At 67.3% G+C, this 16,972-nt stretch carries 13 protein-coding genes and 1 pseudogene; 5 read left to right on the top strand and 9 right to left on the bottom strand.

The features are described from left to right. Positions 1-350 precede the first annotated feature (350 nt). Together DIE16_RS21995 and DIE16_RS21990 are read left to right on the top strand one after the other, a co-directional pair. Positions 351-1,502 (top strand): porin, encoded by a 1,152-nt coding sequence (locus DIE16_RS21995; RefSeq protein ID WP_124893385.1) that lies wholly within the window; start codon positions 351-353, stop codon positions 1,500-1,502. A gap of 885 nt (positions 1,503-2,387) precedes the next feature. Then, positions 2,388-3,764, top strand: coding sequence for an acetate kinase (locus DIE16_RS21990; protein ID WP_124570822.1), 1,377 nt, complete (start codon positions 2,388-2,390; stop codon positions 3,762-3,764). 96 nt (positions 3,765-3,860) lie between these two features. Here DIE16_RS21990 and DIE16_RS21985 read toward each other — a convergent pair whose 3' ends face one another. The 8 genes and pseudogenes from DIE16_RS21985 to DIE16_RS21950 form a co-directional block, all read right to left on the bottom strand. Then, positions 3,861-4,571 carry a hypothetical protein gene (locus DIE16_RS21985; protein ID WP_124893384.1) on the bottom strand — a complete coding sequence of 237 codons (711 nt, stop codon included), beginning with the start codon at positions 4,569-4,571 and terminating at the stop codon, positions 3,861-3,863. A gap of 8 nt (positions 4,572-4,579) precedes the next feature. Next, on the bottom strand, positions 4,580-5,272 hold the full coding sequence (locus DIE16_RS21980; protein ID WP_124487050.1) for a C39 family peptidase: 693 nt from the start codon (positions 5,270-5,272) through the stop codon (positions 4,580-4,582). A 3-nt stretch (positions 5,273-5,275) separates the two neighbouring features. Beyond that, entirely contained in the window at positions 5,276-5,764 is a 489-nt protein-coding gene (locus DIE16_RS37180; protein ID WP_124520865.1) for a hypothetical protein, read from the bottom strand. Between the two features lie 230 nt (positions 5,765-5,994). Next, a complete protein-coding gene (locus DIE16_RS21970) occupies positions 5,995-7,239 on the bottom strand; it encodes a hypothetical protein (protein WP_124487052.1) in 1,245 nt (414 codons plus the stop codon). 713 nt (positions 7,240-7,952) lie between these two features. Continuing rightward, positions 7,953-8,072: pseudogene (locus tag DIE16_RS37175) on the bottom strand (glycine betaine/L-proline ABC transporter ATP-binding protein); the annotation flags it as partial. Positions 8,073-8,212: 140 nt separating this feature from the next. After that, complete coding sequence (locus DIE16_RS21960; RefSeq protein WP_124893383.1) at positions 8,213-8,803, bottom strand: class I SAM-dependent methyltransferase; 591 nt, start codon at positions 8,801-8,803, stop codon at positions 8,213-8,215. 344 nt (positions 8,804-9,147) lie between these two features. Beyond that, positions 9,148-10,869 (bottom strand): ubiquinone-dependent pyruvate dehydrogenase, encoded by a 1,722-nt coding sequence (poxB, locus tag DIE16_RS21955; RefSeq protein ID WP_124893422.1) that lies wholly within the window; start codon positions 10,867-10,869, stop codon positions 9,148-9,150. A 257-nt stretch (positions 10,870-11,126) separates the two neighbouring features. Next, positions 11,127-11,654 carry an Lrp/AsnC family transcriptional regulator gene (locus tag DIE16_RS21950; RefSeq protein ID WP_124487053.1) on the bottom strand — a complete coding sequence of 176 codons (528 nt, stop codon included), beginning with the start codon at positions 11,652-11,654 and terminating at the stop codon, positions 11,127-11,129. A gap of 165 nt (positions 11,655-11,819) precedes the next feature. On the opposite strand from DIE16_RS21950, the gene mdeB reads away from it, so the two are divergent. Both mdeB and DIE16_RS21940 read left to right on the top strand, forming a co-directional pair. Further along, positions 11,820-14,552, top strand: coding sequence for an alpha-ketoglutarate dehydrogenase (gene mdeB / locus DIE16_RS21945; RefSeq protein ID WP_124893382.1), 2,733 nt, complete (start codon positions 11,820-11,822; stop codon positions 14,550-14,552). Between the two features lie 251 nt (positions 14,553-14,803). Continuing rightward, entirely contained in the window at positions 14,804-15,007 is a 204-nt protein-coding gene (locus DIE16_RS21940) for a hypothetical protein (protein WP_124487056.1), read from the top strand. 41 nt (positions 15,008-15,048) lie between these two features. Here the strand turns inward: DIE16_RS21940 and DIE16_RS21935 are convergent, their stop codons facing one another. Then, the gene (locus DIE16_RS21935) at positions 15,049-15,549 is read right to left on the bottom strand and encodes an Lrp/AsnC family transcriptional regulator (protein WP_124893381.1); all 501 of its coding nucleotides are present in this window, start codon (positions 15,547-15,549) and stop codon (positions 15,049-15,051) included. Between the two features lie 191 nt (positions 15,550-15,740). Between DIE16_RS21935 and DIE16_RS21930 the strand changes: the two genes are divergently transcribed. After that, the gene (locus DIE16_RS21930; protein WP_124487058.1) at positions 15,741-16,757 is read left to right on the top strand and encodes a 1-aminocyclopropane-1-carboxylate deaminase; all 1,017 of its coding nucleotides are present in this window, start codon (positions 15,741-15,743) and stop codon (positions 16,755-16,757) included. Positions 16,758-16,972 lie beyond the last annotated feature (215 nt).

Raw genomic sequence — 16,972 nt, 5'->3', positions numbered from 1 at the left:
CGCGGCCCGGAACGGGCTGCGTCGAGCCTTGTTCGGGCACCGCTCGCCCCGCGTTGAAGCGCGGCGCCGCGCACACCGTTTCGACCGTCGAAACGACCCGCCGCGCCCCATTGGCGAACCCGATCCCATCCATCGAAATTACTCGCTTTCGAATCCGTTTCGGCTTGGGAAGAATGCGCGGTGTCATCGGAGGAGACACGACCCGACCCAGCCGGTCGCCGCGCCGCCGCGCATCGCGCGCTTCCGGCGCCGCGCGCGCTGCGCCGGGTCGCCCCGGATGACGGGGCGCGCCTCGCCGGACGCGCTCACGACAACCGATACAAGAAGCTGGATATCCCGGAGATCTCTCAATGAAAAAGACCCTGACGGCGCTCGCCGTAACGGCAACCTTCGCAGCCCCCGCGTTCGCGCAAAGCAGCGTCACGCTGTACGGCGTGATCGACGAAGGCCTGAACTACACGAACAACGTCGGCACCGGCCACGTCTACGAGATGGCGAGCGGCTACGCGCAAGGCAGCCGCTGGGGCCTGAAGGGCAGCGAGGATCTCGGCGGCGGCATGAAGGCGATCTTCCAGCTCGAGAACGGCTTCGACGTGAACACCGGCCGGCTCAACCAGGGCGGCCGCATGTTCGGCCGCCAGGCATACGTCGGCCTGAGCCAGACGCAGTACGGCACGCTGACGTTCGGCCGCCAGTACGACTCCGTCGTCGACTATCTCGCGCCGACCACGGCCAACGGCAACTGGGGCGGCTACCTGCTCGCGCACCCGTTCGACAACGACAACACCGACAACTCGTTCCGCCTCGACAACACGGTGAAGTACGCGAGCCCGAACTTCGGCGGCTTCCAGTTCGGCGGTGCATACAGCTTCAGCAACAGCACGAACTTCTCGGACAACCGCGCGTACAGCTTCGGCGCGCAATACCAGAACAACGGCCTGCTGATCGGCGCCGCCTACCTGCAGGCGAACCGTCCGGGCGACGGCTCGGCCGGTGCGATCACCGCGAACGACGCGAGCTACATCGCCGAGCGCATGCGCGTGTTCGGCGCGGGCATCAACTACACGTTCGGACCCGCGACGGTCGGCTTCGCGTACACGAACTCGAACTACAAGAACCCGACCGGCAACGGCTACCTCGGCACGCCGGGCGCGATCATCGCACCGGGTGCGACGGTCAGCGCGATCAAGTACCAGAACTTCGAGGTGAACGGTTCGTACCAGATCACGCCGGCGTTCATGGTCGGCGCGCAGTACGTGTTGTCGCTCGAGAAGTACGACGCATCGACCGGCGACGCGAAGCCGAAGGTCCACTCGGTCGGACTGATGGCCGACTACAACCTGTCGAAGCGTACCGACGTGTACGTGCAGGCCGCGTACCAGCACATCGCCGGCGACAAGACGAACTCGATCCTCGACAATGCGTTCATCCCCGGCACCGACGCGCCGTCGTCGACGTCGAACCAGGTGGCCGTGCGTCTCGCGCTGCGCCACAAGTTCTGACGCAACCCGGTTCTCCGTTCTTCACGCGACACCCGCGCCGCTCGGCCCGAGGTGTCTTCGCCCGCCCGCAAGCACCAGCCTGCCGGCGGGTTTTTTGTTTCGCGCCGCGACGACGCGAGGCAACGTGATTCGGCGCAGGTCGTGCGTGTGCCCGGTCAACGCTGACAGGACAACCGCCCACGATTCGCCGGTACGCTGCGTGCCACCTCGACGTCCGGCACCGCCCATGCCGCACGACGAGCGCGACGTATCGCGCGGCCATCAAGCCCGAGCCGTATTCCCGATACCTGATCGCGTTCAACCCGTGCGGGCCGACGAGCCGCGGCACGATCGCGCTCGCGTCGAATCGTTTCCCGCGCAACCGACGCGCCCCACGGATGGAAGGGAACGCGCGACTTCCGCGCGATCGCCTCTCCGGCAACGGCGGTCGGCCCCTTGCATCGTCTGGTCGGAACAACGCCCGCCGGAACACGGGAAAACACTGCCATGAATCCGCCGCGCAGCCTGCGCGCACGGGCTCGAAACGTGCATTCGGTTTTGACGCAAGCCCCCGTGAAACAGGGAGAACCGTGACGTCCGTCGTCCACCGTACGCGGGCAAGGGTTTGTCTGGTTGGCTTTCGATGCCCGCCTGCACTAGCCTCGTGAGGTCTGCCCCCGCGTCGTTCGGCCGGCGGGACGTGACGTCGTGCACATTGACAATCGAGTGTCGGCGCGCGGCCTCGCTGCCGAAGTTTCATTGCGTTCGATCACGCATGTCGTTGCCGCCGGAGAAACATCCTCTGGCTCGCGTGCGATGTGACGCGAGGCGATCCGGGGCAACACGCGCGCCGGCCAGCCGTCGGTGTGCACCGGGGAACCGCAGGCCCGATCGTGGAGACGCACCGTGAAGCGCATGCCATTTCGCTGCATCCATGCCATCAGCTATGCAAGCGTGCTGCTCTTTCAGGCCCAGGCGCAGGCGCAGTCGCTGGACGCCCAATCGACGCAGGAGAACATTTCCGCGCTGCGCCAGGAAGTCGATCGCCATCTGCAGGAACTGAGTGCACTCAAGCGCAAACTGGCCGACGAGGAAGCCAATCTCTCGCGCCTGAGCCGGGCGCTGGACAACCGCGAACTCGCGGCCCGGCGTGGCGCGGGCACCGGCGATGCCGGCGGCTCCGGCGACGCGGCGACGCAGGCCGATACCGGCTCCCCGGGCGGCGCGCCCGGCGCGGCCGGCAACGCCCCCGGCAACGTGCAATCGTCGGCCGGGTCCGCCGCGCCGCCGAGCCGGCCAGTCGGCCAGGCGCCGGTGGCGGAAACCGCACCGCCGCCTGTCGCGCCGATCTTCGATCAGCCCGGCGTGCTGACGCCGAAGAACAAGTTCGTCGTCGAGCCGTCGTTCCAGTTCAGCTATTCGTCGTCGAACCGCGTCGCACTCGTCGGCTACACGATCATCCCGGCGCTGCTGATCGGCCTGGTCGACGTGCGGGAAGTCAAGACGACCACGCTGACGGGCGCGGTCGCGGTGCGCTACGGGATCACCAACCGGATGGAAGTCGAAGTCCGCGTCCCCTATGTGTACTCGACGAACGACACGATCAGCCGCGAGATCTTCACCGGCACCGCCCAGGACAACGCGTTCAACAGCCACGGCAAGGGCCTCGGCGACGTCGAAATGACGCTGCGCTACCAGTTCAATACCGGCGGCCCCGACAAGTTCTATTACATCGGCTGGCTGCGCTTCAAGAGCGCCACCGGCAAGAGCCCGTTCGACGTCGTCACCGACTGCGTCACGCGCTGCGTCGGCAATGCCACCGGCACCGGCCTGCCGCTCGAGCAGCCGACGGGCTCCGGCTTCTACGCGATCCAGCCTGGCCTCACGTGGCTCTTTCCGTCCGACCCGGTGGTGTTCTTCGGCAACCTGAGCTATCTGCACAGCTTCAGCCGCGACAATCTCAGCCTCACGATTCGCGATGGACAGAAGGACTTCATCGGCAAGGTGCAGCCCGGCGACATCTGGGGTTTCAATATCGGCATGGGCCTCGCGCTGAACGAGAAAGCGTCGGTGAGCCTCGGCTACGACCAGAGCATCGTACTGCCGACGAAACAGAACGGCCAGACGGTGCCCAGTTCGGTGCGCGTGATCCTCGGCTCACTGCTCCTCGGTTACTCGTACCGGTTGTCGCCGAAGACCACGCTGAATCTCTCGATCGGCGCCGGCCTCACACGCGACACGCCGGACGTGGTCATGACGCTGCGCGTGCCGATTGCATTCTGATCGCCAGCGTGCGCGTGCGGCGGGCCGCGCGCCGCACGCGGGCCCCGGCGCGCCAGTGCGCGCTCATCTGCCATTCATCGGTCGCTCACCGAGCCTTCATCGCCCCGGCAACACGCCGATCAACGCATTGTTCAGCGTCGACATCACGTTCAGGTTCTTGAACGTCGACAGTGTGTTGACGGTCGTGTTGATCGTCGTCACCGCCTGGATCTGCTGGTTGTTCAACGTGTTCTGGATCACCGCGCCGGTCAGCGCCGGCAGCGCGGCGGGCTGCGCGGCGTTGCCGGCGCCGACCTGGATCAGCGCGCCCGCGTTCGCGGCCGCCAGCGCCTGCGCCTGTTGCGCGGTGATATGACTGATGTCCGGGATGTTGAAGCTGGTCGTCGTGACCAGATTGCCGTTCACGAACGCGACACGCGACACGCCGAACGAAACCTTCAGACCGCTCGGCATATCGAAGCCGCCGCGCATCGCATCGAGGCGCGCGTCGCTGAGCGCGATCGCGCCGGCTGCCGGCCAGTTCCGTTCCTGCGCGCCGCCCGCCTCCACGGCCGGCGGCCATGCCGCGCACTCCGCCATCGCGAGCGGCGCGGCACGCAGGATCGGCACCTCGCCGGCCCGCGACTCCACAGGCGCCATATCGACGCCCGCGTTCGCGGCGGATGCCTCGACGACGCCGCTCGTCTGCGCGACCGGCGCGTCGGCCGCGGTCAGCGCGTCGTCCTGCATCGCCGCCGCACTCACGGACGTCACCCCGCCGCACACCATCACGGCGATGCCGGCGATGTTCCTGGTCTGGGATCTCATGACGGTCCTCAAAAGTCGTTCGGGCCGTGCTTCGGCATCACGACGTTGTACAGGCCGTCGCGCGCGATACCGGTGTAGAGCGGCGCGCTGGGCGCGACGCGCCAGTCACGCGGGTCGTTGAACACCGCCAGCTCGGGCCGGTTGTGAATCACGAAAATCACATGGTCTTCCCACTTCTGCTCGAAGCTCGCCAGCGACATCGGGCGCGTGCCGGTGGCAGGATCGCCGACGAGCACACGCCCGTCACGCAGCCCCTTCACGACCACGAAATGGTGATAGCCGTGCTCGGTGATCAACACGATCGCCGGCGTGTGCGTCCTGGCGAGCGTCTGCAACGGCAGCTCGAACCCGTCCGCGACGAAGCCGTGCGCGTCGAGAAACCGCCGGATGTCGAGCAGCGAGAAGCCCTGCTGGCGAATCTTCTCCTGATTGCCGTTCTCCCACATCTGGGCGAAGGCGGTCTGCTCGGTCATCGGATAGTCGTACTGATAAGTCAGCAGCGTCGCGACGGCAGCCGACCCGCAACTGAAATCGAACTGCTGCTTGACGGTGCGCTTGAAGCGGGCCTCCTTGAGACTCGTGACGTGCATCGCATAGCCGGCGCCCGCCGGATCGACGACCGTCATCTCGTCCGCCCATGCAACCGGGACGGACAGCGCGTAAGCGAGCGCCGCGATGCATGCTGCGGCAACCGGTCTCATCGCTCAGTTCCCGAAGCGCACGTTGAGCACCGTCGCGTTCTGAATCAGCACGTTGGCGCCGGTATTCTGGATGACCGTAGGCAGGCCGCTCGCATTGGCGAACGAGCCGTCGGCGATCGAATTCGAGCCGGTCGACACGCGGTTCGCCACGTTGTCGGTCACCGCGCCGGTCAGATAGTTTTGGCCGATCAGCGCATCGCCGCCCCGATGCTCGTCGAGCTGGTCAGGCGTCATCGCGACACCGAAGCTGCCCGCTTGAGCGGTCGCGGTGTCGGTCGCAGCGGGTATGGCTGCCGCAGGGGGCGCGACGGCCGCGGCCGGATCGGCGTGATCCGCGCGCGCGGCGGGTGGGGAAGCTGCGGCTGCCGGCGCAACATCGGCGGTGGCCTCCGCCGCAACGGTTCGCGACCCGTCAGCCGTGGCATGGGCCGTCAGGCCCGGCAGCAGCGCCGCAGGCAATATCACCAGCAAAAGTGCCGTTCGGATTCGCATGGCTGTCTCCTTGGTCCCTGCGCGAGCCGGCCCGAAACCGGCGCACAGGGAGCGGAATCCGCGTGACCGTCGATCGACGGAAATCAGCCCGGCCTGCGCCAGCGAGAGCGAGACGGCCGTTCAGCCATCCCGCCCTCGCCGGCGGTCCTGTCCATCGGCGATGGAACGCAAGTCGCGGGCTCCCCTGCGCCCGCGTCAATGCATCCGGCTCGCCAGGACCGGCCGGCCGGCTAACGTCCTACGGACAGGTTCGCCTGCACGGTCACAGCCTGCTGAACCAACGACGCCATGCCGCTGTTCTGGTTGGCGACCATGATGCCCGCGGCGGTCTGGCCGACGCTCGCCATCGCGTTGGACATGTTGAACGTCCCCGCGTTGACCGCATTGGCTCCGCCTGCGCCACCCGCGCCGCCGACCGCGCCGTTACCGACACCGCCGTTGCCGGTGCCGCCTGCGCCGCCCGCGCCGCCCATCGCGCCCACCGCGCCGCTACCTGCGGTTGCGCCGCCGTTGCTGGCCGTCGTCGTCGCGCCGCCGTTCGTCGCGCCGCCGCCCGTGCCCGCGCCGCCGGCACCGCCGTTGCCCGCCGTGGCCGCCGCCGCGCCGCCGGTGCCGCCCGCGGCCGCACCCGCGCCGCCGATGCCTGCGCCCGATCCGCCCGAAGCGGTCGACGTACCCGCCGACCCTGCGCCGCCTGAGCCACTGCCCGAGCCGGTGCCGGTACCCGTGCCGGTGCCGGTGCCGCTGCCGGCCGATGCCGACGCGCTTCCGCTGCCATGATTCCTGGCCCATGCGGAGCCGGGATTGGCTGTGCCGGTGCCGCCGCCCCAGCCTGTGCCGCTGCCCTTGCCGGAACCGCCTACGCCGACCGAGGCCGCGATCGCGCCGCCGCCCGTGCCGGAGCCGGAGCCGCCGCTCGCAGTGGCATTGCCGCCGCCCCCGCCGCTGGCGTCAGGCGAGCCGCCGGCTCCGCCGCCGCCGCCGTTGCCGGTGCCGGCCGTCGCGCTGCCGTTGCTGGCGTTGCCCGCCGTGGCGCTGCCGTTATGCGCGCTGCCGCCTTTGCCGCCGGCGCCGCCTGCACCGCCGCTTCCGCCATTACCACCGATGCCGCCGTAGCCATACCCGTTGCCGCCCTTGCCGCCGCTTCCGCCGGCCGCGCTGCCCGAGTTGGTCGCGTTGTTGCCGATGCCCCAGACCTGGACATTGCTCACGTACCCGTCGAGTTTGCTGATCGCGACGATCTTGGTGCTGTTGTACGAATCCTGGTAGACACTCGCGCCAGGCGAAACTTCATTCGCATTGGACCCGGTGGAGCTGGTCTGGGTTGAGCTGACTGCGTTGCTGAGAGTGTTCGATCCGTCATCGGCTTTCTGACTGCATGTCGAACTGGTATCGCTGCTGCATGGATTCGCCATTGCGTAGCCGCTGCATCCCAAGGCGAGAAGCGCAGCAGACGCCAATAGAGTTTTGCGCATGAAATCCTCCTGAAGTAACGAGGAACGGCTTGGCCAACTGCACCAATCCGGAGGACAACACGCATCGGCGATGCCAATCCCAGCCAGCTGCCTGACGACAGGGAGCCGGTTGGGTGCTTTGCGCGACATAACCCGCCTCGCCCGATTCCGGCATGCGATTTATGTTTCAGGTCTGAAACGTGTCGATCGGCACGGGGCCGGGACACCCTCGACCCGCGGATGGATTTCTCTCTGTATTCAAACGCTTGTCCGCTCTTCCGAAGAAGGACCTTGCGAGCGCGGAATGTTTCACTTTTGAACGGCCGCGGCCGGCCCATACGGGTATGCCCGTAGCACCGGATATTCAGTCCCAATCGCAAACGCAGGCCCGGCAAGGACGCCCGCCGAATTCATTCCGATGAGGCATCAAAATCACGCATGGAGCGCCATTTAGAAATGTTTCGACTATGATTCGGCGCTTTTTCCTCGGATCCTGTCTGCGGCGAGCGCGGGCGCGCGCGAGTCCGGTTATCGGCCGGAACGAGGATTCCTGATGGCAAGGGCCGTGGAATGGCGACGCACATCCCCCCGAGGTGCGCCGCACGTGACCCACGGGCTGCCTGCGGTGCAACCGCGTGCGGGTACCGGCAGGCTGCCGCTCAAAACGCAGGCGAAACGCCCCCGTGCTTCGCTGGCCCGCTCCCGCCAGATCGGTTCGCATTCCTCTGCTTCTCGACGAACCGCCGCACATCATCGTCCGCCGGACGCGACAGGATGTCGTCCGGCGTGCCGTCGCGCAGGATCGCGATCCGGTCGCCGATCCGCGATGCGTCGTCGAGATCGTGCGTGATGAAGCGGCTACGCGACGCCGCCCGACCGCTTCATCCGGCAGGCCGCATCGCGGCCTGCGGCGCGCGTGCCGGACGCCGCAACATGAGCCGTGACCGACGGCCTCCGCAGGGTCGATGAAAGGAAGCGTGTCAGGATGCGGGCATCACGCCACCTGTCCGATGGCGGCCCTGCGCATCGTGACGATGCGCGCGGGCGGAATATTTGCCCACACGATCCGGCTGGCATCGGCAACGAATGCCGGATCGCGCAGCGGGTGACGCTCGGGCACGCGCAGGTCGTAGGTGAACTGGATCATCACGCCGTCGACCGACAGCACGCGCTCGCACTGACCGACGATCGCCGTCACGTCCTCGCGCGGCAACGTGCGCAGCGGCAGGCAGGACACGATCGCGTCGACACGCGCATCGGGCGGCAGCAGCCGCTCGAGCTGCCGCGCGTCGCCCGATACGATCGAAATCCCGGGAAAGCGCCGCCGCAGGTGCTGCACGAACGCCGGCGCCCGCTCGACCACGACGAGGCGCCCCGGCGCGACGCCGCGTTCGAGCAACGCGGCGGTGATCGCACCGGTGCCGCCGCCGAGCTCGACGACGAGCCCGTCGCCGTCCGGCACCGCATCGGCCATCACGCGCGCCAGATGCCGCGAACTCGGGCACAACGCGCCCACCGCGGCCGGGCGGCCGACCCACTCTCGCACGAACAGTGCCGAGACACGCAACGCGTTCGGCCAGATCATCGGCCAACCTTGCGCGGTTGCGCCATCAGCTTCGGCGTGCCAATGACTGCCTGTAACAGGGCTACGACGCCACGGGGCTCTTTCACGTGCATCCTCCTGAACAAATCGGTCCGCCACGCACCCGCGGCGCTCCATCGATTCTAGGAAATGCAAACTTAAGGCGACGTGAAGATTGTCCCTGATTGCGCCGCCACTGCCGGCCGTGCAATCGACGGCTTCCCGCTCGGCGGTCGACGCGCCGCCGAAGCTGCGCGGGATACCGCGCGCCGACGATCGTGACCTGCCGCAGGGCCGTCTCGATCGCCGACGGTTCGCCGCTCGACGGTTCGCGCCGCCCCGCCGCCTCACCGCAGATTGGTCCGCGCCAGCTCGACGATCTCGTCGCCGCGCCCGCTGAGGATCGCGCGCAGCATGAACAGGCTGAAGCCCTTCGCATGCGCGAACTCGATCTTCGGCGGCATCGCCAGTTCGTACTTCGACGTCACGACGTCGACGACCGCCGGCCCGTCGTGCGCGAATGCGGTGCGCAGCGCGTGCTCGACGTTCTCCGAATGCTCGACGCGCACGCTGAAGATCCCCGCGCCCTTCGCGATCGCCGCGAAGTCGGTCGGGCTCAGGTCGACGTTCGTGTCGAGATAGCCGGCCGCCTTCAGCTCCATCGACACGAAGCCGAGCAAGCTGTTGTTGTAGACGACGATCTTGATCGGCAGGTCGAGCTGGCGCGCGGTCAGAAGATCGCCGAGCAGCATCGACAGCCCGCCGTCGCCCGACAGCGACACGACCTGCCGCCCAGGGTGCGCGCCCTGCGCGCCGAGCGCCTGCGGCATCGCGTTCGCCATCGAGCCGTGATTGAACGAACCGTGCAGCTGGCGCTTGCCGTTCATCGTCAGGTAGCGCGCGGCCCACAGCGTCGGCGTGCCGACGTCGGCCGTGAAGATCGCGTCTTCCGCCGCGACTTCGTCGACGATCTTCGTCAGGTATTGCGGATGGATCGCGCGGCCCGGCGGCTCGGCCACCGCGAGATCGTCGAGGCCGTTGCGCGCGGCCGCGTAGTGCTTCAGCGCGTTCTCGAGGAAGCGCCGCTGCGTCTTGCGCGTGAGGCGCGGCAGCAGCGCGGCGATCGTTTCCTTCACGGTGCCGACGAGCCCGAGCGCGAGCGGCGCGCGATGGCCGAGCTGCGAGCCCTTCCAGTCGATCTGCGCGACCTTCGCATTCGTCGGATAGAACGGCCGGTACGGGAAGTCCGTGCCGAGCATCAGCAGCGTGTCGCACGATTCCATCGCGTGATAGCCGGAGCTGAAGCCGATCAGCCCGGTCATCCCGACGTCGAACGGGTTGTCCCATTCGACGAACGGCTTGCCGCGCAGCGCATGCACGACCGGCGCGCCGAGCGTGTCGGCCAGCGCGACCACTTCGTCGTGCGCGCCCTGCGTGCCGCTGCCGCACAGCAGCGTGACCGCGTCCGACCCATTGAGCAGCGCCGCGAGCCGGTCGAGATCGGCGTCCGCCGGCAGGATCGACGGCGGCGCCGAGTCGCTCCACGCGGGCGCTTCTTCCGGGCCGTCGCCGAGCGCGATGTCGCCCGGCAGCACGATCACCGCGACGCCGCGCTCCTCGATCGCGGTGCGCATCGCGCGCGCGAGCACGCGCGGGAACTGCGACGCGTTCGTCACGAGTTCCGCGAAATGGCTGCATTCGCGGAACAGGTCCTGCGGATGGGTTTCCTGGAAGTAGCCGAGGCCGATCTCGGTCGACGGAATGTGCGCGGCGATCGCGAGCACCGGCTGGTGATTGCGGTGGCAGTCGTACAGCCCGTTGATCAGGTGCAGGTTGCCGGGGCCGCAGCTGCCCGCGCACACCGCGAGCCGTCCGGTCGACGCCGCATCCGCGCCCGCGGCGAACGCCGCGCTTTCCTCGTGCCGCGTATGCATCCAGCGGATCGAGCCGATCTGACCCAGGCTGAACGACAGGCCGTTCAGGCTGTCTCCCGTCACGCCCCAGATGCGCTCGACGCCCGCTGCCGCCAGCGTCTTCGCCAGGTATTCCGCCATCGTCTGTCTAGCCATCATGCCCTCGCTCGTTGATCGGTCGTCACACGATTGAATCGACTCCGGCAGCCGCCTTCGCCGCTGACCGAACGAGCATACGCGATCGTGCCGCGCGGCGTCGTGAAGACGCGGGCGCCCCGCGCGGCAAGGCGCAGCGACGCGCAGCGACCGGATCTGCGGCAGTCCGCCCCTTTCAACGGCGTCGGGCAATCGTCGGCGCGTTGTCGCCGTTTCGTCTGAAACCTGAAACCGGACGGGGCACCGGCGCCCCGCGCTCAGCCCCAGTCGGACGCCGACTCGTCCGGATCGACGAGCGTCAGCCCGGCCGCCGGCAGCGGCAGCGCGGTCTTGTAGCGCACCTGCTTCAGCGCGAAGCTCGACCGGATGTTCGACACGCCGGGAATCGTTGTCAGCCGCTCGATGATGAAGCGCTCCAGCGTGCGCATGTCGGGCATCACGACGCGCAGCAGATAGTCGGCGTCGCCCGACATCAGGTAACACTCCATCACCTCGGGCCGCTGCGAGATCGCCTCCTCGAAACGCTGCAGCGCATCCTCGACCTGCTTCTCGAGGCTGACCTGGATGAACACGTTGATCCGCAGCCCGAGCGGCTCGGGATCGAGCAGCGTGACCTGCTGGCGGAACAACCCGAGCTTCTCCAGCGCGCGCACGCGATTGAAGCACGGCGTGGCGGACAGGTTCACCGCGCGCGCGAGCTCCGCGTTCGTGATGCGCGCGTTCTGCTGCAGCTGGTTCAGGATGCCGATGTCGATGCGGTCGAGCCGACGCGGGTTTGCGCTCATGGTCGAAATATTCCGGAAGAGTGGCCACAACCGGAATATTTACACTATCCGTGAGCGAAATCCCAATGAAATCAGACGCATATTTTGCGGATCGGCGGGTAGCATGATCCGACCGATTGCCACTGATTGCGCGCCGCTCCGAACCGGCGCGCGGGGAGACCTGCGATGACGGACCTGTCGAACGGAATCGACGCCACACGGCGCGCGGGCGCGGCTCACGCCGACGCCGACCCGGAAGAAACCGCCGAATGGCTGGAAGCGCTCGACGCCGTCGTCGCGCACGTCGGCAAGGAACGCGCGCAGTACCTGCTCGGCCGGCTCGCCGCGCATGCGCACACCCGCGGGCTCGCGGCGCCGCGCGGCCCCGTCACGCCGTACCTGAACACGATCGCCGCGCACGAACAGCCGCCGTATCCGGGCGACGCCGAGCTCGAGGAACGGCTGTCCGCCGCGCTGCGCTGGAACGCGCTCGCGATGGTCGTGCGCGCGAACCGCGCATACGGCGAACTCGGCGGCCACATCGCGAGCTACGCGTCGGCGTCGGACCTGTTCGAAGTCGGCTTCAACCATTTCTTCCGTGCGGCGCCGGCCGACGCAGGCCATGAAAGCGGCCCGGGCGGCGACCTCGTGTACTTCCAGCCGCATTCGTCGCCGGGCGTGTATGCGCGCGCGTATCTCGAAGGCTTCCTCACCGAAGATCACCTGAAGCACTACCGTCGTGAAATCGCCGGGCCCGGGCTGTGTTCGTATCCGCACCCGTGGCTGATGCCTGATTTCTGGCAGTTCCCGACCGGCTCGATGGGCATCGGCCCGATCAACGCGATCTACCAGGCGCGCTTCATGCGCTACCTGCAGCATCGCGGGCTCGCGAACACCGCCGGCCGCACCGTGTGGGGCTTCTTCGGCGACGGCGAGATGGACGAGCCCGAATCGCTCGGCGCGCTGTCGCTCGCCGCGCGCGAAGGGCTCGACAACCTCGTGTTCGTGATCAACTGCAACCTGCAGCGGCTCGACGGCCCGGTGCGCGGCAACGGCCGCGTGATCGACGAGCTCGAAGCGCTGTTCGCCGGCGCCGGCTGGAACACGATCAAGGTGCTGTGGGGCTCCGACTGGGATCCGCTGTTCGCGCGCGATCACGCGGGCGCCCTCGCGCGCGCGTTCGCCGACACCGTCGACGGCCAGTTCCAGACCTTCTCCGCGAACGACGGCGCGTACAACCGCGCGCGCTTCTTCAGCGGCGACCCGGCGCTCGAAGCGCTCGCCGCCCAGCTCACCGACGCGGAAATCGACCGCCTGCGCCGCGGCGGTCACGATGCGCGCAAGCTGCACGCCGCGTATGCGCGCGCGCTCGCCCATCGCGGCCAGCCGACCGTGATCCTCGCGAAAACGATGAAGGGTTATGGAATGGGCACGGCCGGCCAGGGGCGGATGACCACTCACCAGCAGAAGAAGCTCGACGTCGACGACCTGAAGGCGTTCCGCGACCGTTTCCGGTTGCCGCTGTCGGACCACGACGTCGAGCATTTGAAGTTTTACAAGCCAGCGGAAGACAGCCCGGAAATGCGTTACCTGCATGCCCGCCGGGCTGCCCTGGGAGGCTATCTGCCCAGAAGGCGGATGGCGGCATCGAAGGGGCTGACCGTCCCTTCGATGCCGGCCTGGGGTGCGTTCGCGCTGGAGGCGGCCGGCCGCGAGATGTCGACGACGATGGCGCTCGTGCGGATGCTCGCCGCGTTGATCAAGGATCGCGACATCGGTCCGCACGTGGTGCCGATCGTGGCCGACGAGGCGCGCACGTTCGGCATGGCGAGCCTGTTCCGGCAGGTCGGCATCTACTCGCCGCTCGGCCAGCGCTACGAACCGGAGGATCTCGGCTCGATGCTCTACTACCGCGAGGACACGCGCGGCCAGATTCTCGAGGAAGGGATTTCGGAAGCCGGCGCGGTGTCGTCGTGGATCGCCGCCGCGACCGCGTACAGCGTGCACGACTTGCCGATGCTGCCGTTCTACATCTACTACTCGATGTTCGGCTTCCAGCGGATCGGTGACCTGATCTGGGCCGCTGCCGACCAGCGCTCGCGCGGCTTCCTCGTCGGCGCGACGTCGGGCCGCACGACGCTCGGCGGCGAGGGCCTGCAGCACCAGGACGGCAGCAGCCATCTCACGGCGTCGACGATTCCGAACTGCCGCGCTTACGACCCGGCGTTCGCGTACGAAGTCGCAACGATCATCGATGCCGGCATGCGCGAGATGGTCGAACAGCAGCGCGACGTGTTCTATTACGTGACCGTCATGAACGAGAACTATGCGCAGCCGTCGATGCCCGACGACGATCCGGCCGCACGACGCGAAGGCATCCTGAAGGGCATGCATCGGCTGCCGTCCGCAGTGAACGCGACCGCGCGCGTGCAGTTGTTCGGCGCGGGCGCGATTCTCGGCGAGGTGCTCGCCGCGCAGCGGATGCTGAAGGACGACTGGAATATCGATGCAGCCGTGTGGAGCGTCACGAGTTTCAGCGAGTTGCAGCGCGACGGGATGGAAGCCGAACGGCTGTCTCGGCTCGGCGACGGATCGGCATCGTCGTATGTCATGCGGATGCTTGATGGAACGCAGGGCCCGGTAATCGCCGCGACCGATTACGTGCGTGCGGTGCCCGAACTGATCCGCGCGTACGTGCCGCGCCGCTACGTGACGCTCGGCACCGACGGGTTCGGCCGCAGCGACACGCGCGACGCGCTGCGCGCGTTCTTCGAAGTCGATCGCGCGAGCATCGTGCTCGCCGCGCTGAAGGCGCTGGCTGATGACGGGGAACTCGATGCGGCGGCGCTGGATACTGCGCGCGAACGGCTCGGCAAGACGGTGCGGCAGCAGCCGGGCGCGGCGCCGTGGCAACGCTGAGCGCGCCATGTAGCGGGGCGATCCTCGGCAGCGTCTATCTGGGCGCGGTCATTGGTAGCCTGATGGTCGCGACAGATGCTGCATCGGCAAACGGGGAACCGACCTGTCCTTGGCGGTTGCGCAATGGGGCGCGCGCCATCGCCTTGCGGTTCATCCATTGATCATGGCGCAAATCCTGCGGCATCCTGAAGTTCTCGCGCCCGGCCGCATAGGCTCGGGTTGAAGGCAAACACTGCAATCCGGAGTACACGATGAAGTGGATTGTGGATCATTTGCTTCTCATCGTCACGGCGCTGATTTGCACCGCCGTAGGATGGACCATCATCGCCGCGACCGGCGAATGGTTTCCCACCCTGATGATAGTGATCGCGTTCGCAACGTTGTGGGGCGATAACGCACGACTGCGAAAGCTACTCGAGCAAAACGGCATCGACCCCAGACAGCGCAAGCGATAGGAGTCGAAGCGAAGTGAGTACGCCATCCACATCCCGCTGCACTAAACCGGCAGCGCATGCGTCGACAAAATCTCCTTGAGCACCATGAACGAGCGCACCTGCCGCACGCCGGGCAGGTACAGCAGCTGTTCGGCGTGCAAGCGATTGAAGCTCTCGTTGTCGCGCGTGCGGACCAGCATGAAGTAGTCGAATTCGCCGGTCACCACGTGGCACTCGACGCACCCTGACACCTTCTGCGCGGCCTTCTCGAATTCGGCGAACGCCTCCGGCGTCGAACGATCGAGCACGAAGCCGATCACGACCAGCATCCCGGCACCGAGCGGCTTCGGATCGAGCAACGCGACGATGCCGCGGATCAACCCCATATCCTTCAGCCGCTCGACGCGCCGCAGGCATGCCGGCGCGCTCAGCTTCACCTTCGCGGCGAGGCTCACGTTCGAGATCGACGCGTCCTGCTGCAGCTGCCGCAGGATCGCGCGGTCGATGCGATCGAGCGCCGGCGCGGCATCGGCGGGGGCGGCGCTGCTGCGATCTAATTTCATTGCGTCTCCGATTGATTCTGCGAACCAAAATTATCTGCTTCTGCTTTTCTACATCGATAACGTAGGCGTTCATCATTTATTTCGCAAGCTCATTTCCCGGCGTCCTGCCTATCATCTTTGCATCGGGACACGGCGCACCGGCCGCACGCGACCGATCCGATTTCCTGCCCACCGTCTTTCGGAGACTGTCGATGAACCTGCAACGTTTCCCCCGTTATCCGCTCACGTTCGGCCCGACGCCGATCCAGCCGCTCAAGCGCCTGAGCGCGCATCTCGGCGGCAAGGTCGAGCTGTACGCGAAGCGCGAGGACTGCAACAGCGGCCTCGCGTTCGGCGGCAACAAGACGCGCAAGCTCGAATACCTGATCCCCGACGCGCTTGCGCAAGGCGCCGACACGCTCGTGTCGATCGGCGGCGTGCAGTCGAACCAGACACGCCAGGTCGCGGCCGTCGCCGCGCATCTCGGGATGAAGTGCGTGCTCGTGCAGGAACATTGGGTCAACTACGAGGATCCGGTGTACGACCGCGTCGGAAACATCCAGCTGTCACGAATGATGGGCGCCGATGTGCGGCTCGTCGCCGACGGTTTCGACATCGGCATTCGCCGCAGCTGGGAAGAAGCGATGGAGAGCGTGCGGCAGGCGGGCGGCAAGCCGTATCCGATTCCGGCCGGGTGTTCCGAGCATCCGCTCGGCGGACTCGGGTTCGTCGGCTTCGCGGAAGAAGTGCGCGAGCAGGAAGCACAGCTTGGCTTCAAGTTCGATTACATCGTGGTCTGCTCGGTCACGGGCAGCACGCAGGCGGGGATGGTCGTCGGCTTCGCGGCCGACGGGCGCGCGGATCGCGTGATCGGCATCGATGCGTCGGCGAAGCCGGAGCAGACGCGCGAACAGATCACGCGCATCGCGCGGCATACGGCCGAACTGGTCGGCCTGGGACGCGATATCGAAGAGAAGGACGTCGTGCTCGACACGCGCTATGCCGGGCCGGAATACGGACTGCCGAACGATGGCACGCTGGACGCGATTCGTCTGTGTGCGCGACTGGAAGGCGTGCTGACCGATCCCGTCTATGAAGGGAAATCGATGCACGGAATGATCGACAAGGTGCGGCGCGGGGAATTCGAGCCAGGGTCGAAGGTGCTGTATGCGCACCTTGGCGGGGTACCGGCATTGAGCGCGTATAGCGGGATTTTTCGGGAAGGCTGATCTGGCGACGCAGCAGACCGGCGAGGCCTGCGTGAGGTCGGCACTGCCTCGCAGGTGGGCCGCCTCCTGTCGATTCCCACTGGAAAGCCGCCTCGATCCGAGCTGAATCGCGACCGACCGGTACGTGAAGGTCGACGACTGCGTCTGGTCCTTCACGTGGATCCACGACATCGTGCTGCCAATGACGGACAGCCCCTGCGCGCACGCGGCCGACA

It is taken from the genome of Burkholderia sp. Bp9090, assembly GCF_003857985.1.
Classification (GTDB): domain Bacteria; phylum Pseudomonadota; class Gammaproteobacteria; order Burkholderiales; family Burkholderiaceae; genus Burkholderia.
This window is presented reverse-complemented; position numbering and strand designations above follow the sequence as displayed.

Bases quoted from the DNA above. Each gene is read 5' to 3' on its own strand.
- poxB (WP_124893422.1), bottom strand. From the start codon at position 10,869: ATGGCTAGACAGACGATGGCGGAATACCTGGCGAAGACGCTGGCGGCA.
- DIE16_RS37180 (WP_124520865.1), bottom strand. From the start codon at position 5,764: ATGCGAATCCGAACGGCACTTTTGCTGGTGATATTGCCTGCGGCGCTG.
- DIE16_RS21930 (WP_124487058.1), top strand. From the start codon at position 15,741: ATGAACCTGCAACGTTTCCCCCGTTATCCGCTCACGTTCGGCCCGACG.
- mdeB (WP_124893382.1), top strand. From the start codon at position 11,820: ATGACGGACCTGTCGAACGGAATCGACGCCACACGGCGCGCGGGCGCG.
- DIE16_RS21970 (WP_124487052.1), bottom strand. From the start codon at position 7,239: ATGCGCAAAACTCTATTGGCGTCTGCTGCGCTTCTCGCCTTGGGATGC.
- DIE16_RS21980 (WP_124487050.1), bottom strand. From the start codon at position 5,272: ATGAGACCGGTTGCCGCAGCATGCATCGCGGCGCTCGCTTACGCGCTG.
- DIE16_RS21985 (WP_124893384.1), bottom strand. From the start codon at position 4,571: ATGAGATCCCAGACCAGGAACATCGCCGGCATCGCCGTGATGGTGTGC.
- DIE16_RS21960 (WP_124893383.1), bottom strand. From the start codon at position 8,803: ATGATCTGGCCGAACGCGTTGCGTGTCTCGGCACTGTTCGTGCGAGAG.
- DIE16_RS21935 (WP_124893381.1), bottom strand. From the start codon at position 15,549: ATGAAATTAGATCGCAGCAGCGCCGCCCCCGCCGATGCCGCGCCGGCG.
- DIE16_RS21995 (WP_124893385.1), top strand. From the start codon at position 351: ATGAAAAAGACCCTGACGGCGCTCGCCGTAACGGCAACCTTCGCAGCC.
- DIE16_RS21950 (WP_124487053.1), bottom strand. From the start codon at position 11,654: ATGAGCGCAAACCCGCGTCGGCTCGACCGCATCGACATCGGCATCCTG.
- DIE16_RS21940 (WP_124487056.1), top strand. From the start codon at position 14,804: ATGAAGTGGATTGTGGATCATTTGCTTCTCATCGTCACGGCGCTGATT.